Source organism: Anabaena sp. CCY 9910, assembly GCF_963920875.1.
Lineage (GTDB): Bacteria > Cyanobacteriota > Cyanobacteriia > Cyanobacteriales > Nostocaceae > Trichormus > Trichormus variabilis.
This window is the reverse complement of sequence record NZ_CAWUDJ010000049.1, coordinates 1-26388: the sequence shown is the minus strand read 5'-3', so window position 1 is coordinate 26388 and position 26388 is coordinate 1. Positions and strand designations below refer to the sequence as shown.

Sequence of the window (26388 nt, the reverse complement as noted above, 5' to 3'; positions counted from 1 at the left end):
GCTTGCTCAACGAGTGAGAATCGGTAAGGTGATGACAAATTCAGTCCCTGCACCGAGTTGAGAATTTACAAATAGTGAACCATTGTGTTTTTCTACGACAATTTGCCGGGCGATCGCTAGTCCTAACCCTGTACCTTTACCAACGGCTTTCGTAGTAAATAAGTGGTCAAATATTTTTTGTTTCACTTGTTCATCCATCCCAATCCCATTATCAGCAATGATAATTTTCACTTGGTCATTATGAACTGTAGTAGTAATTGTAATTTGGTTAGGATGAGCTTTTATTTCCTCAAGAGTTTGTCCTTTATTTGCTGCTTCTAATGCGTCAATAGCATTGGCTAGAATATTCATAAACACCTGGTTTAATTGCCCAGGAAAACATTCAATTTGAGGTAAATTACCATAATCAGTTATCACCTCAATGGCGGGACGTTGTTCATTAGCTTTGAGCCGATGCTTGAGAATAAGAATGGTACTGTCTATACCTTCGTTGACATTAAAGCTTACTTTATGGTCTGTATCGGCACGGGAGAAAGTTCTTAAGCTGGTGCTGATATTTTTTAGTCTGTCGCTAGCCATCACCATTGCATCTATCATCTTTGGCAAATCTTCTAAGCTATAATCTAAGTCAATTTCTTCAGCATGGTTAATAATTTCTGCACTTTTGTTGGGGAAATTTGCTTGGTATAATCTTAGATGTTCAGCAATATCGGCAATTGTGGGTTTAGCTTGTTTTAAAGTCGCGGTAATAAAACCCAAAGGATTATTCATTTCATGGGCTACTCCAGCCACTAAATTACCCAAGGCAGACATTTTCTCACTTTGGATAATTTGTAATTGGGCTGCTTGTAAATCTTGTAATGCTTGTTGAGCTTTTTGATACAGGCAAGCATTTTCCAGAGATATAGCTGCTTGAGAGGAAAGCAAGTTAATTACTTGCAAGCGTTCTAGGGTAAATACTCCAGAGGTAATTTGATTCTCCAAATATAAAATGCCTAATAAATTGCTTTGTTTAATAATTGGCTGACATAATACACTTTTCGGTTGATGTTTGAGGAGATATTGATCTATCAGCCCAGGAATATCTATTTGATAATTATCAATTACCAGAGTTTCCAGGGTGTTTTTCACATAATTAATGATTGTTCCAGGGATATATTTACAAGTATCAATTGGTTGTAGAAGTAGAATGTTTTGAATTTTCCCTTCTGGTTTGTTCTCATAACTAATAAAAGTAATTGCTCGAACATACCAAGCATTGTCTTGGGGAAGGATTAAAACAATCTTTTTAGCTCCAGAAATTTCGAGGATAATTTTTGTCAAATTGACAATTAATTCTTCTAATTCGATGGTGCTGGATATTGCTTGAGCAGCTTTGAGGACAGAAGTAAAATCCAGGATATCAGAAATACTAGTGCTACTTGTGCCAGCAGTGTCAGTTGGGACGGCGATGGTGTTGCGGTTAATCGGTGCAATAGTTTCTAAGGGATTAAAGTTGAGTTGTCGCCGTTGCAAGATGGGTTTAAGCAGTTGAGGGTAGAGTTTTTCTAAGTTATCAATTTTAGCTTTTGCGCCCCAACGTGCATAACAATAATATGCCTCCTGCATATATATCTGGGCAACTTTGTCTTTGCCCCAGTCCAAGTAAAATTTAGCTGCTAGCTCATTGCTGAGTGCTTCTTCTTGAATGTATTGGGATTTTTTGGCTCCGGAGATAGCGTGATCGTAATATTCAATTGCTGAGGTTTTTTCACCCAAAACTCGATATCTTTCTGCTGCCACTAAATCAAGCTTATGCTGGTGATTCATGGGGGCATATTGCGCCCATCTTTGTAACTTGGCTTGGTTTTCTGCAACGTACTGTAATGTGGCTAATACTTCTTCTGAATTTTGTCTTAACTGTGCTAAAGCAATCAAAGAATCATAGAGATAAAATATTGGTTCACAGAAAAGTCCAGCAGCAGCCATTAAATGATCTTTAATCTTAATAGTAATGCTTTTCGCTGTCTCAATTTCGCCAAACAAGTAGCACAGCATCAGCTTGTACAAATAGAAAATATACAACCCATACCCATCATTGGCAGCTATTAACAGAGGGATAAATTCTTGTTCTTGCAAGGCTTCCCCAGACAAGATGGTGGGATGGACAGCAAAACCAAGTAAATTTAATGTAGATTGCCAATAAATGCGGACATAATTGGCTGTTGTTATTTGATTGAGTTGCTCCAACTCATTGCTGTAGGCGCGAGCATCTTCTTGTAAAGTGGCAAGGTGCTGACCACACCAAAAAGAATGGCTACAAAAATTGTGGGCATGATGACCGGCAAACTCTAGGTTGCCCACTTCTAGAGCGATCGCATAGCCTTTTTGCAAGAGTGGTAAAATCTCTTGGACATGAGATTTGCGTTGTAAAATATACAATGCCAAAACTAGCAAAACTTGGGGTTGAGTCGCCTTAGCGTCCACTTTTGACACTATTTGCAGTGCTAATTGACCAAATTCTGTTGCTGTATCCACATCTTGCAAAACATTACACAGCAGCACACCATAAGTACTATAGATATACCCTGTAGCTGGTGTATTTCCGTACTGGATGGATATTTTGACTAACAGCAAAGTGATTAATGGAAACAGGGGAGAGCCGGAGAGGTAAGCCACTGTCATGATGCTACTGGCAATCTGGACAATGGCAACTTTCTCCTCATCTGTGATGATGGGTAGGTGAACTAAATCTGCAATTGCTCTGTCACCAATCAGTTCCCTAATCTCTTGGATTTCCTGTTGAATAACTGCTGGTGTGGGTACTTCAGCAAAGGTTACCCCCAATTGTCGTAAGATTTTTTGGGCGATCGCAATTGCTTCGGCAAATTTATTCTGGGAAATATAAGCTTGAATCCTAATACGGTAAACGTTAACCTGTTCAATTAAAGTGTGCGCTTGGGCGGTGACAATATTAATAAACTGTTCCATCTGTGCAAAGTCACCACGCAGAGAAGCGACTTCCGCCGCAAATTCATGTAGATGCAAGGTGATTTCATACTGGTGCTGCCAAGCTTTCTCGCCCAACAATAACAAACCCACGGTAATATATTCATGAGCCGCTTGATAAGCTGTGGCACTCCTGGCTTTACGACAGGCGGTGAGATTGAGTTGGGCTAATTCATCTCGTTCTGTTTGTTGGGTAATTAAAGCAATTCCGTAGTTGAGTTGATTGACCAGTTCAAAAATTCGCTCTTCTCTAGCGACTGGAGAGATCTGTTTTAACAGCAGTTGTCCGATTTGGTAATGAGTCGCTTGTTTTTGGTCTTGGGGAATCAAAGAATAAGCAGCTTGTTGGACGCGATCGTGTAAAAATCGATATTCCACATTTTGGCTGTTGTTAACATGGGCATCTTGGCGATCATGATCCAAATAAAATTTGTAGACTTCGCTTTGAGGCAGAATTAATCCTTCCTGTAAAGCTTTCCATAAAGCATCTGCCGTATCTGCTGCTGATTTTTCTAAAACAATTGCTAAGGTATTTAAATCAAAAGAGTTACCAATACAAGCGGCTAACTTGAGTACATCTTGTGTTTTACTAGGAAATTTCTGCAACTTTTGTGCCATAAACTTCACCACATCATCAGTGAGGGATAGTTCATTGATTTGGGTAATATCACATTCCCAATAACCTTGATGGCAATTAAAAGTAATCAGCTGATCTTCGTGTAACGCCTTGAGAAACTGGGTGATAAAAAAGGGATTACCTTTGGTTTTACGCTCAATTAATTCCGTCAGGGGATGCGATCGCTCTGCTTTACAATGCAGGGTATCAGCAACTAAATGATTCGTATCACAGAAGGTCAGGGAGGCGAGAGTAATTTTATTAACAGTTTTTCCCGCTTTTTTCAGTTCTTCTACTGTCAAAATCAACGGGTGGGCGGTGTGGACTTCATTATCTCGATAAGCCCCCAACAACAGGAGATAACTCTGATCCTCCATCAGCAGTTTGATCAACTGTAGGGAACCCGTATCTGCCCACTGTAAGTCATCTAAAAACATCACCAAGGGATGTTTTGGGCTGCTAAAAATTGTAATAAACTTTTGGAACAATAAGTTAAAGCGATTCTGGGCGGCTATTCCCGACAGTTCCGGCGCAGGGTGTTGTTTACCGATGATGATTTCTAGTTCGGGAATCACCTCAATTAGCACTTGTCCGTTATTGCCTACAGTATCTAGGATCTTGGTGCGCCACTTAGATAATTGCGAGTCTGATTCTGATAACAATTGCCCCATTAAATCCCGCAGGGCTTGCACAAAGGCTGATAAGGGAAGATTGCGATTGAACTGATCAAATTTACCTTTGATGAAATACCCTTGTTGACGGGTAATAGGCTTGTGAACTTCGTTAACGACGGCGGTTTTACCAATACCCGAAAATCCTGCCGCTAACATCATTTCTGATTTGCCTTTGGTGACACGTTCAAAAGCTTGCAGTAAGACTTTAACTTCCGTTTCTCGCCCATAAAGCTTTTCGGGAATGAGAAAGCGATCGCACATATCCCGTTTACCAATTTCAAAAGCTGTAATTTTGCCGTTATTTTTGCATTGGTACAAACAAGTTTCTAAATCATGCTTTAATCCCAAAGCACTCTGATACCTATCTTCGGCATTTTTCGCCATCAGCTTCATGATGATATCAGATAACACTAGGGGAATATGTTGTTGGTGTCCCAAGGCGATCGGTGTTTTCGCTATGTGACAATACACCAACTCCATCGGATCATCAGAACTAAATGGTAACTCTCCCATCAATAGTTCATAAAGTGTTACACCCAAAGAATAAAAATCACTCCGGTAGTCGATTCCTCTGTTCATTCTGCCGGTTTGTTCGGGGGAAATATAAGCGAGAGTTCCTTCTAAAACATTGGGACTTCTGATTTCTTGCGTTTCTTTAGGTAATAATGAAGCGATGCTAAAGTCGATCAGGTGAACTTGTTTTGTTTGGGGATGAATCAGGATGTTTGCGGGTTTGATATCTTTGTGAATTACACGATTGAGGTGTAGTTCTTGCAGAATACTGGTTATTTGGATAGCGATCGCCAAAAATTCGATTATGGGAAGGGGAGTGGTTTTGATATATTCTCGTAAAGCAATACCTCCTGTGTCTTCCATCACCAAAATATAACCGTTACCATAGATTTCTAATGATAAGGGACGAATGATCCCGGTAACGTTGAGATTTTTGCTAATAGTGTATTGATTGCGAAACTGTAGTAATTCTTGGAAATTGGGATAATCGGAAGCTAGAACTTTAATGACTACTGGGAGCTGATCTTGCTCGCGGATAGCTCGATATACTCTTGTTTTGGAACCGGCATATAGTTGAGAACTAATTTGATATCCGGTGATGATGGGGTTGGAATATTGTTGAGTTGCCATTTATACATACCTCATAATGCAAACTTGTGTTTACTTCTCTAGCCTTAAGTCGCAATTCGCTGACGAAAAGCCTCACAAATTGCATACACACTTCGTTATTATTCCCATCAACTAGATGTTGACTAACAATGATCAGTGATCATTGATGAGTGATTGGTACTGATTACTGAGTGATCAGTGATATTAGCACTGGTAGGGCGTGTAGCTGGTACTGAGTCAGATATTTTCCCTCTGCTCCCTCCCTTATCAAATCATAGCTAGGACTTACGCATGAAAACGAAAGATCAAGGTTTTGGACAAGGGTGTAGGGGTGTAGGGGTATAAGGGTATAAATGCTTGAAACCCTTACACCCGGACTCAACAGATAACCTGTTTGCGTCAGTCCTAATAACAACACTTAAAGAACAATAATTATCCACATACTTATACCCAAAATAATAGCTGAGAGGTGTTGCCAAAGTAATGTTCTCAATGGTTGTCTGGAAATTTTTTGCGTCAATACTATCGTCAACAGCACGGAAAAAATCAGAGTTGCACCTTGTAAAAAGGCAATCACGGCTGGGTGCGCTACTAATATTGGTAATTGCTCACCACTCAGACCAAAGGTGGCAAAAGTAACGGGGAGAATCTTGCCACTTTCACCTAAACCTAAACGTAGATAGTGAGCGAAATTTCCCCCTAAAACTAATGGCAAATAACCATAAGCAAGTTCAATAAAGCGTCGAGGTTTACGGCGAGTATTGAAGATTTTAATTAAACTGTAGGTGGATAAAATAATAGCAGATGGCATTAATAATGCCAAAATTGATATTCCCAAATGTAGCCAAAATTGAGTTAAATCAAGTTGTAAACCTAGCCAATCTAACAACTCTGGTAAACGATGGAGATATATTCCCCCTAACAGCAAAAATAACAAAGCCACTTCATAATTGTGGGGTACATGAGTTGTCCAAAGTTCAATGCCAGGGGGACGCAAGTTAAACTCTACAGAGCGATGGGGACAAGCTTTAAGACAAGTCATACAAAGTACACAATCTCGGTTATCTTCCAACTGGGCTGGATGAGAATATAAAGGACAACCATCTGTTTCCATCCCTTCGCCTTTTTCGGGGCCGCCTTTATAACATTGATAGGTATTACAGGTAGCAGAACAGATACCTTGCTGCGCTCTTAGTTCAGTCATGGAAAGTTTAGCAAACAAACCATTCATTCCCCCGATGGGACAAAGATAGCGACACCAAAAACGTCGCTCAAACAGGGCAGAAAAAATCATTGCCCCAGAGGTAATTAATAATAGTAAACAAGCGGAAAGATAGGCTGTATTTTCTAAATGCCAAAGTTCTTCCCACAGGAAAATTAAGGTAAATAAACCAAATAAAAACCATCCACCCCATTTTTCTGCTTGTTCTCGCGGCCAGCGCTTGAGTTGGCGAGGGAATAGCCACAGAGAGAGTTTTTGGGTGATTTCGCCGTAAATCATGAAGGGACAGACAGCACACCACACACGCCCGAAAAAAGGGAAAATTAAGAGGATGAGAGGCCACCACCAAGCCCAAAATAAATTTAAAGCAAAATTGCGATCGCGTGTTTGCGGGCCGAGAAACAAAACGCCTACAATAAATGCAAACGCCGCAACCGTAAAACCATAGTTAATCTTGTCAGGCCACCAAGAACTGCGTAAAAATCGTCGCAACCCTGGATAAATATTTAAAAGATTGACCCGGAATTGTTTTTTCTTAGGTTCAGCCGCCCAGAATATTTCTTCGGTTAATTCCCTGCGTTCTCCTGCTTGGACAATTGCCCTTTCTACAAGGTTTTTTAGCTCCTTGAGATTACCGGGGAAATCGTAAGATTGTAGGCGGCGTAAAGCTTCTGGGGTAATATGGGGTTTCTTCACTCCACGCGATCGCACATACAAACTAGTGTAATATTCTACCTGGGCTTTAATATCAGCTTTCCTTACCCGTAGCGGTGGTACTTTAATAATATGTCCCACACAACGCTCAATCTTAGACTCGGTTTTTTCCGACACAAGTAAAATCCGGGCTTTACTTGTACGGGGTGTAGCAGCTGGTTCTCCTGGTCGAGAAACGGGAGTATATGTATTTGTTTGCAGTAACTGCGCTACAGGCTGTAATAACTCTGGGGGTAATTCTTGGATATTGTTGAGAATTAAACTACCTTCCCCCAACCACTCCAACAGTCCAGGTTTACCGCCTGCGCGACCAAATAAATCTGCACCGCTTGTCTGCAAAATCCCACAATTGATTTTAATAATCGGTTCCCGTCGCTTGGGGGAACTAAAGTGAATGAGAGTAGCGATATTATCTTTTTCTAAGCCTGGTTCGCCAAAGATTTCTACAGATTTGCGGTCAGCAGCCGCACCGCGAATTTGCTCTCGCAGGCGCACAGCGTAGCGACTCGTACCGACAATTCCCCGTTGCGCTTTGGTGACTAAATAGGGACGCAACGCCACAGAACGTTCTTGTTCATAAGTTAACGCAGATGTCACCTGGGCTAATTCCTGGGCTAATTGTCGAGAAAAAGCCTGATTAATTTCCGGGTATTGGCTAATTAAGTCCCGAAACTTAGCCGTAGGTATCGCCCACACATGAGATTCTGTCAGGGTGACAATTTTACATGGTGTTAATTCATCTAAGAGTAATTCTTGCAGATTGATGACTGCTCCAGGTAGAAACCCACGAGCTAAAACGGAACTATTTTGATTAGTAGTTTCACTTTCTAGTTGACCATCTTGGACAATATAAAGTGCTTCTGGGTGAGTGGCTTCTGAAACTAGAGTACTGTTGGCTGGTACAACTTGCTCTTCTAGAGTTTGGGCGATCGCATCCAACACCATCGATGAGAGAATACCTAAAGTTGTCCGTTCTCGTAGCCATATAACTGTGTTTGGAGATGTCATCCTGGGTTCTCCGTGCAGGCTGCTTGCTGTATAAAAGGAATTATCCCTGAAAATAGCTATCTGATGAGTTTATCTGATTTACCTAATCTTGGTGTTCCTTTGGCGCTTTTGGGTTTGATTGTGCTGGCGGCGGTGTTTTTTAGTCGCAGCCGTTAATTTACAAAGCATTACGTTTGTAATTTGTCACGAGAAATCCAGAGTAAATTTCCTCGCATAAGTTTTCAAGTTTTAGCTGATGTGTTAACAGAGATATTTTCTGCTCACAAAGCTAATCGTGAAAAACATATACAAGTAAACTGATATGCGCTTAAATTTTATAGATAGCAAACAAGCAATTTCTGTAAATTCTACTGTTTCCAAATTTGCCAGAGGTACATTAAATTTAACTCTTGTAGCCGGACTCGTTTCTCTTCCTAGCATCAGTAATGCTCAAACAGTAGTACCTAATCAACTACAGGGCGAATGGTCTTATGGTCGGATTTCATCTATCCAATACCAAGACCGCTATACAGGACAGTCAGCACAACCAAATGGTTCTAGCGATCGCTTTAAGGTAGCACCTAATGGTAATTATGAGCGTGCTAGATTACTCCAAATTAACACTTATGGTTGCGCTTCGTACCTATTTATTCAAGAAAAGGGCAAAGTCAAAATAGATGGTCAACAATTGACTTTTAAGCCAAGTGAAAGTCTGGTCAAAGGTCAGCAATGTAGTGCATCAAACACCTATCAACGACGCAATACAGCCAAGACAGAAACCTATAGTTGGTCTTTAGAGAGGAACGACCACGGACAAGAAGTTATGGTACTTGAAACCCTGGATGGCAAGGGTAAAGCTCATTACGGCCGTCCCCAGTAGCATTATAAGGTCTGATTGGTAATTATTTTCCCAATTACCAATTACCAAACCCCACAGAAATTATAACCACACAAACATACTAAATATAATCTTCAACAAACAATTGCTTTATTAACTCAAATAATTAAATTGGTGTCAACCAATAGCTAATTCCTCTAACAACTTTATTTTTTAAACCCAAGCTTGGCAGATTATCTGCATTAACACCAAGATAAGTCCAGTGTGGTATGTCATTTTCTACGGTTTGAAACCAACCATTATCATAAAGAGCTTGCCTTTGTTGAGCATTAGATACTCGTAAATCGATTGCTAAACCCCAAAGATGCTGTGATGCTCCTGGTGGTGCAACTACGCCAAGAATTGCTGTTTCTTTGCCTTCCCGGACTTTATCTAAAGTATATTTGTTAGCATATTTTCTCCAGAATCTTAAATTGGTGGCGTAGTTGCGAGTACAATCACTAGTACCATAGCCAGATTTGAGAGGAATATTTTGTTGAGAACGTGCTTTATTTAAAGCTGATGCTGCTGATTGTTGTAAGTAACAATTGCTAGTGCCTGTAATTTTCTCCATCGTTAAATTAGTTTGAAATATTTGCGTCTCCTGCTCGTTGTTAAAAACTACAGTAGAAGGAAATTTAACTGTTGGGTCTGGATCTACAAAAGCTGCACCATAGGCACGCAGCAATATATATTCATAGCTATTTGGCTGAGGAATTTCTGGTAGATTAGTAGCGATCGCAGATAAAAAACGTTCTTGTTCAGTTTGCGGAATGTTAGGAAGGGGTGTTGGTAATATCGGTTTTTTATATATTTCCAAACAAGATGTGGAATTATTGATTACACAGGCATTTAATGTTTGGTTTTCCTGGGAAATTTTGAAATAATTAATTTCATTACTAGCGACTAGTGTAAGCACCATAAAAGCGGTGACAAAAACAAATTTTAACCTTTTAATGAATCGCCGCATAAAATTACCAATAGTAGATAAATATAAAAAATCATATAATTATAGGACTTACGCAGTGTTACTAATTTTCTGGCTTTTTTGTCAATAGTCCATAGTCAATAGTATCTGTAGGGTGGGCATTGCCCACCATATCCGGGTTTTGCTGGGCAATGCTCACCCTAATATATGATTCACAAATCAAATATTAGTCTTATAGATTAGGTTAGAATCAGGAATAAATCTCAGCTTGTTAATCCTGTACGTATGACCATGCACAATTCAGTGGAATTTCAAGACGCTTTTGATGTCATTGTCGTCGGTGCAGGTCACTCCGGTTGCGAAGCGGCGCTCGCTACTGCTCGCCTCGGCTGTCGTACCTTGTTACTGACGCTCAATTTGGATAAAATTGCGTGGCAACCCTGTAATCCGGCTGTGGGTGGGCCTGCTAAATCCCAGTTGACCCATGAGGTGGACGCTTTGGGTGGGGAAATTGGCAAGATGGCAGACCGCACATATCTACAAAAGCGCATCCTCAACTCTTCACGAGGGCCTGCGGTGTGGGCATTACGCGCCCAAACTGACAAGCGGGAATATGCGGCTATCATGAAAAATATTGTTGAGAATCAAGAAAACTTGAGCATCCGCGAGAGTATGGTGACGGACTTGGTGCTGGGTGCTAATGATGAAGTGATAGGTGTGGAAACCTACTTTGGTGTAGCTTTCCAGTGTAAAGCCGTAATTTTAACCACAGGTACATTTCTAGGTGGGAAAATTTGGGTAGGTAACAAATCCATGCCAGCCGGGCGTGCTGGGGAGTTTGCGGCTGAAGGATTAACCGAAACCCTAAATCGTTTGGGATTTGAAACTGGTAGGTTGAAGACTGGTACACCCGCACGGGTAGATAAGCGGTCAGTAGATTACAGTAAGATGCAGATCCAGCCAGGGGATGAGGAAGTACGTTGGTTTAGTTTTGACCCGGATGTGTGGGTAGAACGGGAACAGCTACCTTGTCACATGACCCGCACCACCCCCGAAACCCATCGCCTGATTCGAGAAAACTTGCACCTATCGCCTGTATATGGTGGTTGGGTAGAAGCCAAAGGCCCCCGTTATTGCCCCAGTATAGAAGATAAGATTGTCCGCTTTGTGGATAAAGAAAGCCATCAAATTTTTATTGAACCAGAGGGACGGGATATTCCTGAATTATATATCCAAGGGTTTTCTACAGGGTTGCCGGAAAATTTGCAACTACAGATGCTACGTAGTCTCCCTGGGTTGGAAAATTGCGTTATGTTACGTCCAGCTTATGCTGTGGAATATGACTACTTACCTGCAACTCAGTGTTACCCCACACTGATGACGAAGAAGGTTGCTGGCTTGTTTTGTGCGGGACAGGTGAATGGTACAACCGGTTATGAAGAAGCCGCAGCCCAAGGCATTGTAGCCGGAATTAATGCGGCGCGGTTTGTCCGGGATCAGGAAATGATAGTTTTTCCCCGTGAGCAAAGCTATTTAGGCACTTTAGTTGATGACCTATGTACAAAAGACCTCCGGGAACCTTATCGGATGCTTACCAGCCGTTCCGAATATCGCTTGCTGCTACGTTCTGATAACTCTGACCAGCGCCTAACTCCTTTAGGCAGGGAAATTGGCTTAATTGATGACCGTCGTTGGCAAATGTTTACCCGCAAACAGGAGCAGATTACAGGTGAGAAAGAACGGCTGTATGCTACCAGAGTAAAAGAAAATGATGAAGTAGGCAAAGCGATCGCCTCTAATACCCAACAAGCCATTAAAGGTTCAATCACCTTGGCTGACTTACTGCGTCGCCCTGGCTTCCATTATGTAGACCTCGATAGATACGGGTTAGGAAACCCCGAACTTACCCCAGCCGAAAGAGAAGGGGCAGAAATTGACATCAAATACTCTGGCTATCTCGCCAGACAACAAAGCCAAATCGAACAGATTGCCCGTCAAGCACAGCGCCAATTACCAAGGGATTTGGATTACACAACTGTGGAAACCCTCTCCAAAGAAGCGCGGGAAAAACTGAATAAAGTCAAACCCATGACCATTGGTCAAGCAGCCCGAATCGGTGGAGTCAATCCAGCCGACATTAACGCCTTATTAATTTATTTAGAATTGCGTCAAACCAAGCACCAGACAGGATTAGCCGCTTTACCTTAACTTCATCTTTATCAAGGGTGAGTATAGTAGAGGGAGGGATGGGTATGATAGATGACAAGAATTCAGAACTGGCATCATCAACTGATCCCCGGTTTTGCGTTGGATTTAATACAATTAGGGTTTTTGTATGAGAACAAAAATCAACTATTTGGAAAAGGGGTGCAGGGGTATAGGGGTATGGTGATTCCAAGTTTTTGCACCTTCATACCCTCACACCCCACCAAAGCCAAGAGTCTCATTGCTTAAGTCCTCACATATTTTAAAAATCCTGATTCCCAGGCAGTAGGGGCGGTGTTGCCCCATCCTGGCAGCTACTACCCTAAAATGCTTATGTTACAAGAAGTTAGCACCCATCTCATTATTCCAGAACCGTCAGAAGACCTAATAGTTAACGAGCCTTGGTCGATAGAATTTTATGCTGATGGCTTGATGGATGAACTTTTTGCTGATATCGACGAAATTCTTGATGTGAATCTACCTCATCTGACTAATCAACGAGGTAGACAAATACGCCAAGCATCTCCAGTCAGTAGGATGAATGAAACTGCCGCCAGTGATTGGTTCCATAGTTCCAGCAACCCTTCCCATCACCAAACTTTAGAATATGAGCATTTGCAAACCCTAGATGTGCCGCAAATTGTTTTACCCAACTCACTCAATCGAGGTGTACAGAGTGTATCTTCCGTCATTAGTAGACAGGGAGGGAAGGTTGTAGTTGAGTCTCAATCTGTCAAACAGATGACGAAAATCCGTCAGCAAACTCAACTAACTTTGGGCAAAATGCTGATTGTGGGGACAACCCTTGGTGTGGCGATCGCGGGTGTACTATATATAGTGCAATCGGGTGTGTTAGTTCTACTCACTTCCAAACTCACCCAGCCAAATCTTAATGTACGACAAGCACAACTACTTCCTCAGCCAGATGTGCAGGGAGAGTTAGCTAACTATATGCTAGGAGCGCTGGCAGTTATCGATAAATCAGATATCCAAAATCGGCAACCAGCTAGTTCGGAAGTTGGCAGCAGGATGACTTATAATTCCACAGCCTCAGCTTTCAACAACAATCAGCCGCCGTCAGGTAATCTACCATCCCCCCTCACTGCCAATAATACATCGCCAGCACCTAGCCGTTCTAACGTTGTTGAGCGCATTTACATTCCTGTTTATCAAGCGCCCTTACCGATGCGCTACGCACCACCAGTAATTCCTGGCTCACCTTTACCACCAGTTGCGAATAATTCGGCTACGGGTCAACCAAACATAGTGAAAAATACCTTAACTCAAGTGCAACCAGCAGGCAAACCTGCAAACGTTAATATATTAGCCTCGGCTGTGCGTTCAGAACTCAAGCCTGTAGCTGTACGTAACGCACCAATTAACATCCAACCAGCACCTAAATTACTGCCAAACCTGCCTGTCGTTCCATTCGGTGCGAGTCTACCGAAACAGCCTAACACCGGTGGGGAAGCAGTACCTGTGGCATCACTCACCGTGAATGCTCCTGCACCAGCCCCTATCCACACCTTAGAAGGCTTATTAGAATTGGGAAATAAATCTGTCGCCTTATTTCAAGTTAATGGTACTAGCCGCCGTGTCAGCATTGGTGAAACTATTGGTGCTAGTGGTTGGACTTTAGTTGATGTCAATAATGGTGAAGCTATAGTCCGGCGTAATGGTGAAGTGCGATCAATCTATGCTGGGCAGAAACTATAATTGGTTAACCTGATTTGATGTCATGGGCAACGTAAACCAGAATGTAGCCCCTTTCTCTAAACCACTTTTTACCCCAATTTCACCGCCGTGAGCATTAATGATTTGCTTACATAGGTATAAACCCAAGCCTAAACCCAAGGAATTGCGAATACTACCACCCCGAAAATAAAGGTCAAATAACCGATCGCTCTGTTGTTGACTAATCCCTACACCGTTATCATTGACAGTGCAGTAAATCTCGCCATCTTGGGGAATAGCATTGATTGTTACGTGTAATCCAGGGGGATTATGCTTGATGGCGTTGACGATTAAGTTGGAAAACACTCGCCATACTTGCGTAGGATCGGCATTTACTAATGGTAAATCTGCGGTGACTAAATTTATCAAAGTGGCTTGATTATCTACCAACATGGGTTCTAAATCTGCGATCGCTGCTTCTACCACCATCTGTAATTGTACAGGCTGACATTGCAAGCTTAAACCCTGCACCTCACCAATATGAGCTTCTAATAAAGAGTTAATCAGATTGAGTTGGCGATCGCTACTTTGCACCATTCGCTCTAAAATTGAGCGAGGTACGGGGACTGGGGATTGGGGACTGGGGATTGGGGATTGGGGATTGGGGATTGGGGAAGGTGGGGCCCCCTCTGGGGATAAGGGGTAATGGGGATTGGGCGAAAATCTTGAAGTAAGTTCTCCCTCTGCTTCCCCTGCCTCCCCTGCCTCCCCTGCCTCCCCTGCTTCCCCTACCCCCTGCCCCCTACCCCCTGCCCCCTGCACCTTCCCCCCTGCCTCGTCATTAAGTAAATTCCTCAACACCATCAAAGTCCCTAAAACTGGGTTACGTAAGTCATGGGACACAGCATGGAAAAAGACTCTCAGTGATTCTTGGGCTTGCTTGCGTTGGGTAATATCTTCAACCAACCCCTCATAGTAAAGGAGATTTCCTTGTTCGTCACGAACGGCGTAGGCTTTTTCGGAAATCCAGACAACGCTGCCATCTTGACGATAAATCTGTGACTCAAATTCCGGGGCTAATCCAGACTCTTCCATCAACCGGACAAATTCGGCTCGGCGTTTAGGGTCAACGTATAATTGATGCTCAATATCTGTAAAATTTTCTGTTACTTCTTCGGGAGAAGTGTAACCATAAATACGTGCTAAAGCAGGATTTGCTGTAATGTAACGTCCATCAGGGCTGCTTTGAAAAATACCTTCAATGGCATTTTCAAAGATACTGCGATATTTAGCTTCTGCTAGCCGTAATTTATTATTGGCTGACTCCAGTTCTTTGCGGGCGTAAAATTCGGAGCGTTGCAGGCGATCGTATAAGTAAACTCCCAAATCACATATAATACAAAACCAAAGGATGTAGAGAATAAACGTAACGTTATATATTTCTGGATGGTAGGGGGCAGGAGTACTGAGCCTCAAAGCTGTGTTCACACCAAAATAGTAAACTAAAATTCCTACCTGACAAACTAAATGCAGAGTCCAGCGCACAGGCATGAGTGTAGCTTGACTTAAAAATAGCAATGACCAACCAAGGGTATCGGGTAAGGCAAAACCTTTGAGGGTGGCAAATAACTGTGATGCTAAACTCAGCGACCAAGATGAGCCTAAAAATAAAACACCTGGATGGCGATGACCGAACCGCGTTTTATGCAGAGTAAAACAAACCAGCAGACTTAACAACATAGCCGCATTGATCATTAGCCCTTGAGTTCTCAAAACCTGGGGTAGTGCCTTTAACTCCCGGAGGGGAAAAAATAGGTCATATACATTTCTGAGGGTAAATGTCAATAGACAACCTAGTACTAGCCATAACCACAGGTGTAGCCTCTGCCATAAAAAATGTTGCCTATTTATCAGCCATTCCTGTTGTTGAGAAAGATTTTGGTAAACAGTGGTGATTTCATCTAAGGTGAGTGCAGACAGAGTCTTTCTCCACAACCTCTGCAATTTGATCAAAAAGGTAGTCATGAGAGCCTTACTAACTTCACCTATACGATTGTAGGTGTTTCCTATTTCCAGACTGTTATAATAAGCTATTCTGCTTTTAAGTTGAACAATCTATCGTTAAGGCAGTTGACAGACCTTATTAGTAGTTATGCAATTTAGACGCGCCTTTGGGACTTACAGATAAAAAAATATCCACAATAGAGGGTGCGTCAGTATGAATACTTTCTTTGTACAGTTAGGTTTTCTCTCACTGACGCACCCTACTAAACGTCACTTTGGAATAATTTATTTTTTGGTGTTCCCTGAGAAATTTTAATGGGGTCATGGAATATATTTTTAACTACTTGAAGGCAGTGTAAACCAGAAAGTTAATCCTTGCCGAGGATTACTCGTGGCACCAATTTTTCCTCCATGTGCTTGAATAAATTGCTGACACAGGTACATTTTTAAGCAAATTGCTGTGGAACAGGGGGCTTGGGGATCACGGATTTGTAGATCGAAGAGGCGATCGCACTCTGACTTATTCATTGTGATACCATTGTCTTGAATAAGAGTCCGAATCATGCCATCTTCTACTGTGGTTTTGACAGTAAATTCCAACCCTGGGGGATTGTGTTGCAAACTATAACTAAACAAACTCATCACAACTTTTTCAAACCGAGTTTGATCAACCATTACCAAAGGTAAGCCCTCAGGAAGTAAGTTCTTGCACGTTGCCTGATTTTCTCTTAACAGTGGTTGTAAGTCTGTGATGATATTTTCCAGTAGTCCCCTAAATGGAACGAGTTCCCGATGTAGGGTTAATTCTTTTTCCTCACAGGAGTGGATTTCTAACAGCGAGTCTAGCATTCCCAATTGCCGATTATTACCTTGAATCATGCGATCGATAGTAGAACGTGGCACGGAAATGAGGGATTGGGGATTGGGGATTGGGTACTGGGGATTGGGAATCGTACTTTCTTCTAGTTCATGTTCACTGTTTCCCCTATTTTCCCTATTTCCTACTTTCCACTCGCTACTCCCCATTCCTAAATTCTCTAACACCATCAGATTACCAATCACCGAAGTACGTAAATCATGGGCTACGGTATGCAGTACAACATTTTTTATCCGTTGAATTTCTTCTAATTCCCGCATTTTTTGTTGTAATTCGGCGGTGCGTTCTTCTACCTGATGTTCTAAATTGGTGTTAAGGTCTGCCAGTTCCTGATATGTCAGCAGTAACTTGGCTTCTGTTTGTTTCCGTTCTGTGATATCTCTAACAATAGCTAAGACTTCATCCGTCCCACTCACTACCAAACGTGCCTCATAATCTCGGATTTCTAGAGGTGTTGGTAACTGATATTCGCAAGTCTGCAAAGTTCCTGTATCCAAAGTTTTAGTAATGATTCCTTGAATCATCGTAGCAATATCAGTTGGTAAGACATTTTGGATATTTTTACCAGTGAACTCTTCCCCAGGGCAGGGGAGATTTGCAACTTCTCCGTTCAAAGATAAAAAATTACCATCACGGCTGAGGCGAAAGATAAAATCAGGAATAGCATTTAATATAGCTTGATATTGTGCTTCAGTAGCCTGCAAGCGATTAATTAGCTGTTGTTGATCTTGTTGATGTCGTGCTTTTACAGTTTCATCCACTCTCTGTGCCTTTGATGTACCAGCAAACGAATTACAGTTAACAATGATCATAGCTACTTTCACGGTTTTTGCAGAGTTTGGATGCCCTGGATCTGATTTTTAATCGCACTTTGGCTGCTTCTTACTTCAGGTTAATTCCTACTGGAGCGATCGCATTCACCCAATCGGGTGAACCATTGATTCTTCTGTCAATATTTTATTAAGCAATGTAGTACTTGTAAAACAATGTCTTATAATGTAGCAGTCTTGATGAATTTAAATGCTAGATTTTCAAAAAAACTCAGCATTAAAACCGATTAAATCAAATGAAATAAAATGCTATTTCAATGCTAAATAATCAATTTAATTCTCTTCATCAACAAAAATATAGGAATCTGCTTTGATTATTGTTGGCATAGCCTGAGCTTGTGCATAAAAATCTAAGCATCTGTAGGGTGGGCATTGCCCACCAAAGTACCCATTATACCTATAATTCATAAATCAAATATTAGTCCTATATGAGATAATTTTATTTGTGTAAATTTGCTGTTTATAAGTAAGCGGAAGATAAAATAATGGCTCAAAAATTGCCTATTGATTCAAATATCAACTCTCCTAATCAAGTTCCTATATTTCGTACAGCCAAGCCTAGTTCCGAGTTCTACACAGTTTTTTCAGAAGCAGAAGTTTTAGGTATAGTTCAAGCCCTAGAATCCAGGCGAGAAATACCTCTGAAGTATTCATACAAAGGACAAGGTGCAAAAATATGGGATAGTTTTTATCTAAAATATATCGTCCCTACATGGTATCGAACATCAAATGTAGAGATTGATTTATTAAAAAGTAATTTTGCATATTTAAATGGTGATTATCAGCAATGCGAGAAAGTTAATATTATAGATGTGGGTGCAGGTAACTCATATCCAGTAAAAGCATTTATTAGTAGACTTCAGAAAATAGATAAAATTGATAAATATATCGCCTTAGATATTAGTGATGAATTACTCAAGGTCTCTAGTAAGAATTTTAAAAAATGGTTTCCTTTAATTGACTATACAAATTATGCAATCGATATAGAAAATAATAAAATTCCAGAAAATATATTCAAAAATCAACTCGAAAATACAGCTAATATATTTTTACATCTAGGTGTCACAATCGCCAACCATCACGACAGACATCAAGTATTCCAAAATTTTCGAGACAGTATGGCACAAAATGATTTACTGGTCTTTACAAATGAGATTGGTTCTAATTCTCAATGGGATGGCATAGCTAGAGGTGGTTGTAAATATCATGCAGATCAAGTGTATGGATGGCTGACAAACAACCTGGGGATGGAAGCAGAAGATTGTGAACTGGTAAGAAGATATGATCCAGCAAAAGACAGTATAGTTGCTAACCTAAAATTACGGCAAAATTACACAATTAATTTTAGTTATTTAGGAATAGATAAGAGTTTAGAAATATCTGCGGGTGAGGAAATTACTATTTGGCGACATCATAAGTTTGAAATACCCACCCTCATACAAGAAATCGAACAAGCTGGGCTAAAACTCGTACATTACAGTACTAATAAATATTCATCACATCTCATGGTAATTTGTGAGACAGCCAGTAAATAACAATTCAAAATTCAAAAACAGGAATAAATAATACCAATTAACCATTTGTAGAGACGCGATGAATCGCGTCTTCTTCACTAAACCACCGCTTGTTTTGAAGATTTAGTTAAATCACAAGGAGCAAAAGCACCATTCTCAGTGATGATGGCTGTAATTAACTCGGCTGGGGTGACATCAAATGCAGGATTGTAGAATTCTACGCCTGGAGGTGTCAAAGTAGTATCGCCGACTTGATAAATTTCTACTGGGTTGCGTTCTTCAATGGGAATTTGACTACCATCAGTTAATTCAAAATCAATTGTAGAAACAGGCGCAGCCACAAAGAAAGGAATATTATGTGCTTTGGCTACTATAGCTAAACTATAAGTGCCGATTTTATTGGCAGCATCACCATTAGCCGCAATTCGATCCGCACCCACAACAACAGCATCAATTAAACCCTGCTTCATACAATGGGCTGCCATATTATCGGTAATTAGGGTGACGGGAATACCTTCTTGTACACATTCCCAGGTGGTGAGTTTTGCACCTTGCAGACGCGGACGGGTTTCATCAGCAAACAACCTTTCTAAACGCCCTTCTCGCCAAGCTGAACGGACAACCCCCAAAGCTGTACCATAACCAGCAGTAGCTAAAGCACCTGCATTACAATGGGTGAGCAATGTCAGCTTTGTTGGGGTTTTGGGTAAGATAGCCAAGCCATGATCACCGATCGCCTGACAAGTTTGCAAGTCTTCTGCATTGATGGCTTGGGCAGTTTGTAAGAGATTTTCTTTAATTTGGGCGACTGTTCCTAAAGTCTCATAGGCAGTTTTCAGCATCCGACTAATTGCCCAAAATAAATTTACCGCCGTAGGACGGGTAGCCCGTAACAACTGTGCCACTTTTTCTAATTTTTGCAGAAACTCCTGGCGTTCGCTTGTCTCAATTTCCCTCGCCCCCAAATACATCCCATAAGCCGCAGCCACACCAATCGCAGGCGCACCCCGAACAATCATAGTTTGAATTGCCCGCGCCATATCTTCACTACGGTGAATCTCTACAACTGCATACTCATTGGGTAAACGAGTTTGGTCAATTAGTAAGACACAATTATTTTGCCAGATAACGGGGTAAATCATAGATGGGGATTGGGGATTGGGGATTGGGAATATAATATACCTTATCTCCCCTATCTCCCCAGTCCCCAGTTTCTACTGTGGAAAGTAGGCGATGATTATGGCTACTTTGGGATGATTACGGGCGATCGCTTCTGGTGCATTACCAAATAGGGCAAATAGTTGAGTTTTGTTCTCCACAGTCCCATTCAGTAATAGTAAATCGTTGGTTTTGAGTAACCGAGAAACTTGGCGGACAAAGTTACCTCTTACTTTCTGAATTGGTGTGTCGGCTGGTAGTCCAGTATCAGCTATCTCAATGGCTTCTCCTCGCAGTGCTACTACTTGTAAAAGTTGGAGAGAGGCTTTCAATTCTGTGGCTAAAGCCTTGGCTAATTCAATACTTTGTCCAAAGGTGCTGGCTTGGGCTTGTTGGGCGGTAAAAGCTAAAAATACTCGATTTGTGTGTTCAATTGGTAATGGGAAGCGGGATACTAAAACGGGGATAAAACTACGCTGAACAATTTTATCAATGACACCACCAAATAGATTTTCTTGATAGGTAGAGTAGCCTTTCCAACCGCAGATAATCGCACTCGCTTGCTTTTCTTCGGCTACACGGGCAATACCTTTGTCAATGGATTCGTCAATCCTGCCGATGGGGGTAACATTCACAACCGCCGCATGGGCAATCATTTCTGCGGTGGATAGGAGTTGGCTTTGTTTGGCTTTAGCATCTGGGGAAATTGGGTTATTTTCTTCTAGTAAAATATGGAGTGGTAACAAAGTACCAGAGGCAGATTTAGTCAGGATAATTGCCAACTGGAGTAGATTATCTTCGGTGTTGGGGTTAGCCACTGGAACTAAAACGCGATCGCCTATACTACCACCTGGACGCGTTTGAATACTATCGGCTTCTGGTTTGAGATTTCTGCCCCATTTCGCTGTTACCCAAGGAGAAGCAATACAGGTAACTAAAATCATGGCGATCGTGCCATTAACTGTTAGTTGGTCTACGAGCTTGATATTATAAGCCACTGTGATGGCGGCCAAAGTCGAGGCAGCTTGCGCCACTGATAACCCAAACATCACCATGATGTTGTTAAAGTTCATGCCAAATAACTTACCAGAACCCCAAGCGGGAAGAAATTTGGCAACAATAGCCACAGCCACCATCACACCAGATACTACCAGCGATCGCGGTTCTTGCACCAAAATCAAAGGATTAACCAACATCCCCACAGAAATTAAGAAGAACGGGACAAACAGGGTATTACCGATAAATTGAATCCGGTTCATCAACGGGCTAAGTTGAGGGATCAATTGAGTAATGGCCACTCCTGCCAAAAAAGCCCCTATAATTGGCTCAATTTGGACTAATTCTGCCCCATAAGAAACTACAAACAGGGTAGCCAAAACAAATGTAAACTCAGCTCCTTCATCATGTCCAAACCTTTGAAAAAACCAGCGTCCGATATGTGGCACACCCCACAAAGTGAGAAAGGTGTAAATAATTAACGCCGGAATCAGGAATAACCAAAAACTAAGAGTTAAATTCCCTTGATGCGCCCTGACTACCACCGCTAAAACCAAAAGCGCCAAAATATTTGTAATGAGCGTACCACCGAGAGTCGTCGTCAAAACTTGAGAACGCATAATGCCCAATTTGCTGGCAATGGGTAAGGCGAGTAAAGTATGAGAAGCGAAACAAGAAGCTACCAGAATTGCAGGTAAAAAAGTATAGCCAATTGCCATCATGGCTCCAGTTCCCAAAGCCATTGGGATTGCAAAGGTAGCTAGTCCAAAAATGACTGCCTTATCTGCGTTATATTTCAGATCATCCAGGCTAGTTTCCAGCCCAGCCATAAACATCAAGAATAGTAAACCCACCGTGCCTAAAAGCACAATAGTATTATCTCGTGCTAATAATCCCAATCCATTAGGGCCGACTACTACCCCTGCGAGAATTAATCCCACAATCCCAGGTAGTCGAATCTTCTCAAATAGTAGGGGAGCGACTAACATAATCCCCAAAATCATCAAGAAAACTGGTACCGGGTCTTTAATAGGTGTGGATAATACGGAAGCTAATGAATAATTAATTACACTTTGCCAAGAAATAGCGATCGCATCTAATATCATGGATGTTTTTACAGCACTATATTTGCATTGACTCAAATATTAGTACCTTCTCAAAACTCCCATCAAATTGGCACTATTGTTAGATATAGATTTTACAGCCTTGGTGAAATTACCCGGAAATTTCTTTAAAAAACCGGTAAAACCAAACCTTCACAAGCTAGTGAAGCGTTAGAAAAGGTAGACTGAACTTCCTTTTCCACCTGATCCAGAAAATCATCATGATCGTCTGGGTGATGGTGGGAGATAATTAACTTGCGTACCCCTGCCTTCTGAGCCATTTCTACAGCCGCTTGCCAGAGTAACTCAGCCGACTCATGTTCATGAGATGTTGGCGGTGTATAGGTAGCGTTAGCAATCAACAAATCAACATCTTGAATAATTTGCAAAACTTGTTCTCTTTCACCTTGTTCAGCACTCATATTTAAATCCGTGACATAGGCGACGCTATATTCTTGCCATGTAACACGATAGCCAATTGAACGCTGGGTTTGATTAATTAATGCTGTTCTAATAGTGACATCATCCAACTTCAATTCACTATCAGGAGTCAAGTGGTAAAACTGCAACTCCGACTGCATTACCTGTAACGGATAAGGAAAATGTGGTTGGAGCATTTGATCACACAAGGATTGTTTAATCGAAGCTCCATTAGACGCAGCCCCACCGTAAATGTGAAAGCAATTTCCGGCAATAAATGCAGGAGCAAAGAAGGGAAACCCTTGGATACGGTTTGATTGAGAATTGGTAAAAAATAAATGGGCTTCTAGCGGCTGTTGTAAGTGCTGCCAAGCTTTACCCAATATCCGTAAACCCGTACCACCATCAAAAATTAGGCGTTTACCAGCCACCTGCATTTCTACACAAGCAGTATTACCCCCATAACGGCTAGTATTACTGCTTGGGGTGGGAATTAATCCCCTAACCCCCCAGAACTGCACGATAAATTTACCAGCGAGACTACTTAGGTTAGCAGTAGACTCATCATTTAGGTAGCTTTGGGAACCTGACAGCTCAAGATTTGTCATTTTATTTGAATTTAGACCTGACTGAGCAGGTCATCGTAGCGCCGCACTTCTAAAGGTCGGTTTTTTTCATCTACAATGACTACCGTTGGAGTGTAACTTTTTAACTCCTCAGATGTAAACTGCCCGTAAGTCATTATAATCACGCGATCGCCTATAATGCCTAGACGGGCGGCAGCCCCATTTAATTCAATAATTCCCGAATGCGCTGGAGCCGGGATCGCATAAGTAATGAAACGTTGTCCATTTGCATTATTCACTACTTGCACTTGTTCATAAGGCAAGATGCCAGATTTGTCCAATAAGATTTGATCGATGCTAATACTACCCACATAATTGATGTTCGCCCCAGTGAGGGTGCAATTATGAATTTTTGCCAAAAGGAGGGTACGTTGCATTTTGGTTAAAATTTCTCCAGCAATTGTTGCACTTAGTTAATTGAGTAGTAAGGGGTAGGAGAAGCAGCAGGGGGGCAGAGGGTAGGGGGAAAGCAGAAAAATCTTTAAGTAAGTTCTCGCCTCTGCTCCCTACTTCCTGCCCCAATTCCTAACTTTTCCCACACCCCACACCCCATTATTACTTGTAAGCTTTAATGGATTTGTCAACTAGAGCTTTCACTTGATCAACATCTTGCCAACCGAGGATTTGAGTTACTTTTTTTTCTAAATTTTTGTAACTACGGAAAAACTCAGCTATTTCCTCCAAGCGATGTGGAGCTACGTCATTCAAAGATTTTACGTGAGCGTAGCGGGGGTCTTTGTCAGGTACTGCCAAAATTTTCTCATCGCGATCGCCACCGTCAATCATTTCCAAAAAGCCAATTGGTCTGGCCGCGATGACACAACCAGGAAAGGTTGGCTCATCAATAATTACCATACCATCCAGGGGATCGCCATCATCAGCTAAGGTATTTGGGACAAAGCCATAATCATAAGGATACTTAACCGAAGAATACAATACTCGGTCTAGAGCAAAGGCTTCCAAGTCTTTATCAAATTCGTATTTATTTTGACTACCACCAGCAATTTCAATCAGAATATTGATGACACCTGGTTTGGGTTGTGCTGGAATACGGGATAAGTCCACAAAAAACTCCTGTCTTAACTATTAAGTGCATTGGGGACATACTCCCCGTGTAGAATTTTATGGCCAAGATGGACTTCTTCCCAAAGTATTTATCTAAGTGCTGAGTCAGATATTCTTCCCCCTGCTTCCTATGAAAAAAAGCGCTGTGGAAAAATATCACAACGCAGCTAGAGTTATTCAAGATATTTCTATCTACTGAAAAGAAGCTTTTCCTTAAATTTGAGTATATATTACTCAAATTTAAGCTTAGAGCGCAGATTTGCTACAATCGGGCGAATGATACCCAAATTTGCGGCTCTTTGCTGATGAAATCTCATCATGCAGCAGTATTTAATCCTCCCCTTGTTGGGATTGATAAGTCATGGGTTGCTGATTATTCGAGACATCACCTGAATAGTGTCCAATCACGAACACAGGTAGGGTTAGAGTTACTAAAGCGATTATTGTTCCCACAATATCTGCCAAACGATGGGAGTACGTGTCGGAAGGACTGGCAGACTGGCTATCTGAATTCATACAAAGTTTAAAGTCAATCAAATTTCTGGTAATTTTGCTCTCTTGGTGAGAGTTTCTATACTATTTTAGCTATTTTCTACTGTCAAATGTGTAGCTTTTGAAAACATGAGCTAATTTGGCAGGTATCATAATTGTCATTTTTAACTTGCTGATTTTGTTACAAAGTTGATGGTAAAGATTTTCCATTTATTCTAGTCGTTGATTTGTTATGGTTCCTAGATATAATTGGTTGTCATTGGTTAACTTCGGGTTAAGAGGCAAGTATTGAAATTTTTTTGTTTGACATCTATACATACTAATTATTAACCGCAATAATATAAATTCGTCAATAATGTAACATCTTGAAATACTTTATTTAAGGTTTTTCTGGCAATTTATTCTGTTGGAAATAGCCATTAAAAATACGAAATATTACTGAAGATATAAATACACTTTTACCCACTGAATAAATACAAAGCTAAAGATATAAGAAAATATAAGCAATTAGATGGATCATAATTTTGATTGCCAAAATTACATCCCGAAAAAATACACATAAATTGTGAATGTGCTGAGTGTGTCAGTTATTTTTTATTTTCATTACCTTTACTATAGGCACTCATTCTAATCAATATGACCTTAGATTCGTCAATCTATATATAGGTAGATATAAGGGACTTCCAGATAAAAAAATATTCATACTGATCCACCCTACCAACCGTCAATTGAGGGATTCATCACGAGAATATATCTGCGTGCCTCCCTTTGGGTTCACCAGTCGCCTGTCCCGCAGCGCTGGTTCACCGTGTTCACCACAGGCTTACCATCGTTCGCGTAGCGTCTCCGTTAGGAGGGAGAAGTTCAGGTCGGTGGTTCGTTCGCTCTTGGCGCTCCCGAAGGATAGCCGCCGCTCCGGCTTCTCTCCGCGTTAAAAAGGCTAAAATCTGACGCAGCTTTACAAAGAAACGGTATAACCACAGCGATCGCACCATTGTAATGTGGAGTAGGCAAGTGTTAATACTAGGACTTACGCAATTGGAACGTTTTTAGGGTGCGTCAGAGTTGATACTAATTTGAAAAAAGAAGGGATTGTCAACAGATGTTTGGCAACTGACGCACCCTACTGGCGTGGCGCTAAAATAAGGAATATTTAAAGCAAAAAAGCGCCCCCGGTTAAGGAGACGCTTTTTTGTTGAGTTAGGACTTCAGAATTAACCGTTGATAGCAGGAGCGCTGATAGCAACAGGAGCAACTTCACCAGCAGCCAAGTCTAAGGGGAAGTTGTGAGCGTTA

16 protein-coding genes and 1 pseudogene are annotated in these 26388 nt (G+C 41.4%); 4 read left to right on the top strand and 13 right to left on the bottom strand.

The genetic code is table 11. From position 1 onward, the window contains the following. Window positions 1-6 precede the first annotated feature (6 nt). Both ACM5QX_RS25340 and ACM5QX_RS25335 read right to left on the bottom strand, forming a co-directional pair. Window positions 7-5421, bottom strand: coding sequence for an AAA family ATPase (locus ACM5QX_RS25340; RefSeq protein WP_414756052.1), 5415 nt, complete (start codon window positions 5419-5421; stop codon window positions 7-9). A 397-nt stretch (window positions 5422-5818) separates the two neighbouring features. Continuing rightward, window positions 5819-8344 (bottom strand): cyclic nucleotide-binding domain-containing protein, encoded by a 2526-nt coding sequence (locus tag ACM5QX_RS25335; protein ID WP_414756051.1) that lies wholly within the window; start codon window positions 8342-8344, stop codon window positions 5819-5821. A 301-nt stretch (window positions 8345-8645) separates the two neighbouring features. Between ACM5QX_RS25335 and ACM5QX_RS25330 the strand changes: the two genes are divergently transcribed. Continuing rightward, window positions 8646-9203, top strand: a complete 558-nt coding sequence (locus ACM5QX_RS25330; protein WP_414756050.1) for a hypothetical protein — start codon at window positions 8646-8648, stop codon at window positions 9201-9203. Between the two features lie 124 nt (window positions 9204-9327). On the opposite strand, the gene ACM5QX_RS25325 is transcribed toward ACM5QX_RS25330, so the two are convergent. After that, window positions 9328-10170, bottom strand: coding sequence for a D-alanyl-D-alanine carboxypeptidase family protein (locus tag ACM5QX_RS25325; RefSeq protein WP_414756049.1), 843 nt, complete (start codon window positions 10168-10170; stop codon window positions 9328-9330). 243 nt (window positions 10171-10413) lie between these two features. Here ACM5QX_RS25325 and mnmG point away from each other — a divergent pair, with 243 nt between their 5' ends. Then, complete coding sequence (gene mnmG / locus ACM5QX_RS25320; RefSeq protein ID WP_414756048.1) at window positions 10414-12336, top strand: tRNA uridine-5-carboxymethylaminomethyl(34) synthesis enzyme MnmG; 1923 nt, start codon at window positions 10414-10416, stop codon at window positions 12334-12336. Window positions 12337-12666: 330 nt separating this feature from the next. Continuing rightward, window positions 12667-14049 carry a hypothetical protein gene (locus ACM5QX_RS25315; protein ID WP_414756047.1) on the top strand — a complete coding sequence of 461 codons (1383 nt, stop codon included), beginning with the start codon at window positions 12667-12669 and terminating at the stop codon, window positions 14047-14049. Here ACM5QX_RS25315 and ACM5QX_RS25310 read toward each other — a convergent pair. Both ACM5QX_RS25310 and ACM5QX_RS25305 read right to left on the bottom strand, forming a co-directional pair. Then, the gene (locus tag ACM5QX_RS25310; protein WP_414756046.1) at window positions 14044-16032 is read right to left on the bottom strand and encodes an ATP-binding protein; all 1989 of its coding nucleotides are present in this window, start codon (window positions 16030-16032) and stop codon (window positions 14044-14046) included. The genes ACM5QX_RS25315 and ACM5QX_RS25310 overlap by 6 nt on opposite strands. Window positions 16033-16347: 315 nt before the next feature. Further along, window positions 16348-17712 (bottom strand): ATP-binding protein, encoded by a 1365-nt coding sequence (locus ACM5QX_RS25305; RefSeq protein ID WP_414756045.1) that lies wholly within the window; start codon window positions 17710-17712, stop codon window positions 16348-16350. Between the two features lie 491 nt (window positions 17713-18203). On the opposite strand from ACM5QX_RS25305, the gene ACM5QX_RS25300 reads away from it, so the two are divergent. Next, window positions 18204-19253 (top strand): L-histidine N(alpha)-methyltransferase, encoded by a 1050-nt coding sequence (locus ACM5QX_RS25300; protein WP_414756044.1) that lies wholly within the window; start codon window positions 18204-18206, stop codon window positions 19251-19253. Between the two features lie 77 nt (window positions 19254-19330). On the opposite strand, the gene mtnA is transcribed toward ACM5QX_RS25300, so the two are convergent. The 8 genes and pseudogenes from mtnA to ACM5QX_RS25260 form a co-directional block, all read right to left on the bottom strand. Next, on the bottom strand, window positions 19331-20374 hold the full coding sequence (gene mtnA, locus ACM5QX_RS25295) for an S-methyl-5-thioribose-1-phosphate isomerase (protein ID WP_414756043.1): 1044 nt from the start codon (window positions 20372-20374) through the stop codon (window positions 19331-19333). Window positions 20375-20446: 72 nt separating this feature from the next. Next, window positions 20447-22492 carry a cation:proton antiporter gene (locus ACM5QX_RS25290; RefSeq protein ID WP_414756064.1) on the bottom strand — a complete coding sequence of 682 codons (2046 nt, stop codon included), beginning with the start codon at window positions 22490-22492 and terminating at the stop codon, window positions 20447-20449. 125 nt (window positions 22493-22617) lie between these two features. Next, complete coding sequence (locus ACM5QX_RS25285; RefSeq protein WP_011320262.1) at window positions 22618-23517, bottom strand: MBL fold metallo-hydrolase; 900 nt, start codon at window positions 23515-23517, stop codon at window positions 22618-22620. A gap of 11 nt (window positions 23518-23528) precedes the next feature. Continuing rightward, entirely contained in the window at window positions 23529-23912 is a 384-nt protein-coding gene (gene panD / locus ACM5QX_RS25280; RefSeq protein ID WP_010997719.1) for an aspartate 1-decarboxylase, read from the bottom strand. 178 nt (window positions 23913-24090) lie between these two features. Continuing rightward, on the bottom strand, window positions 24091-24600 hold the full coding sequence (locus tag ACM5QX_RS25275; RefSeq protein WP_190567359.1) for an inorganic diphosphatase: 510 nt from the start codon (window positions 24598-24600) through the stop codon (window positions 24091-24093). Window positions 24601-24930: 330 nt separating this feature from the next. Beyond that, a complete protein-coding gene (locus tag ACM5QX_RS25270) occupies window positions 24931-25116 on the bottom strand; it encodes a hypothetical protein (protein WP_041456303.1) in 186 nt (61 codons plus the stop codon). 840 nt (window positions 25117-25956) lie between these two features. Continuing rightward, the gene (locus ACM5QX_RS25265) at window positions 25957-26106 is read right to left on the bottom strand and encodes a hypothetical protein (RefSeq protein WP_414756042.1); all 150 of its coding nucleotides are present in this window, start codon (window positions 26104-26106) and stop codon (window positions 25957-25959) included. A 200-nt stretch (window positions 26107-26306) separates the two neighbouring features. Beyond that, window positions 26307-26388: pseudogene (locus ACM5QX_RS25260) on the bottom strand (photosystem II protein D1); the annotation flags it as partial.

Coding starts and splice junctions, on each gene's coding strand:
- panD (WP_010997719.1), bottom strand. CDS start 23,912: ATGCAACGTACCCTCCTTTTGGCAAAAATTCATAATTGCACCCTCACT.
- ACM5QX_RS25325 (WP_414756049.1), bottom strand. CDS start 10,170: ATGCGGCGATTCATTAAAAGGTTAAAATTTGTTTTTGTCACCGCTTTT.
- ACM5QX_RS25290 (WP_414756064.1), bottom strand. CDS start 22,492: ATGATATTAGATGCGATCGCTATTTCTTGGCAAAGTGTAATTAATTAT.
- ACM5QX_RS25300 (WP_414756044.1), top strand. CDS start 18,204: ATGGCTCAAAAATTGCCTATTGATTCAAATATCAACTCTCCTAATCAA.
- ACM5QX_RS25330 (WP_414756050.1), top strand. CDS start 8,646: ATGCGCTTAAATTTTATAGATAGCAAACAAGCAATTTCTGTAAATTCT.
- ACM5QX_RS25315 (WP_414756047.1), top strand. CDS start 12,667: ATGTTACAAGAAGTTAGCACCCATCTCATTATTCCAGAACCGTCAGAA.
- ACM5QX_RS25340 (WP_414756052.1), bottom strand. CDS start 5,421: ATGGCAACTCAACAATATTCCAACCCCATCATCACCGGATATCAAATT.
- mnmG (WP_414756048.1), top strand. CDS start 10,414: ATGACCATGCACAATTCAGTGGAATTTCAAGACGCTTTTGATGTCATT.
- ACM5QX_RS25270 (WP_041456303.1), bottom strand. CDS start 25,116: ATGAATTCAGATAGCCAGTCTGCCAGTCCTTCCGACACGTACTCCCAT.
- ACM5QX_RS25335 (WP_414756051.1), bottom strand. CDS start 8,344: ATGACATCTCCAAACACAGTTATATGGCTACGAGAACGGACAACTTTA.
- mtnA (WP_414756043.1), bottom strand. CDS start 20,374: ATGATTTACCCCGTTATCTGGCAAAATAATTGTGTCTTACTAATTGAC.
- ACM5QX_RS25285 (WP_011320262.1), bottom strand. CDS start 23,517: ATGACAAATCTTGAGCTGTCAGGTTCCCAAAGCTACCTAAATGATGAG.
- ACM5QX_RS25310 (WP_414756046.1), bottom strand. CDS start 16,032: ATGACTACCTTTTTGATCAAATTGCAGAGGTTGTGGAGAAAGACTCTG.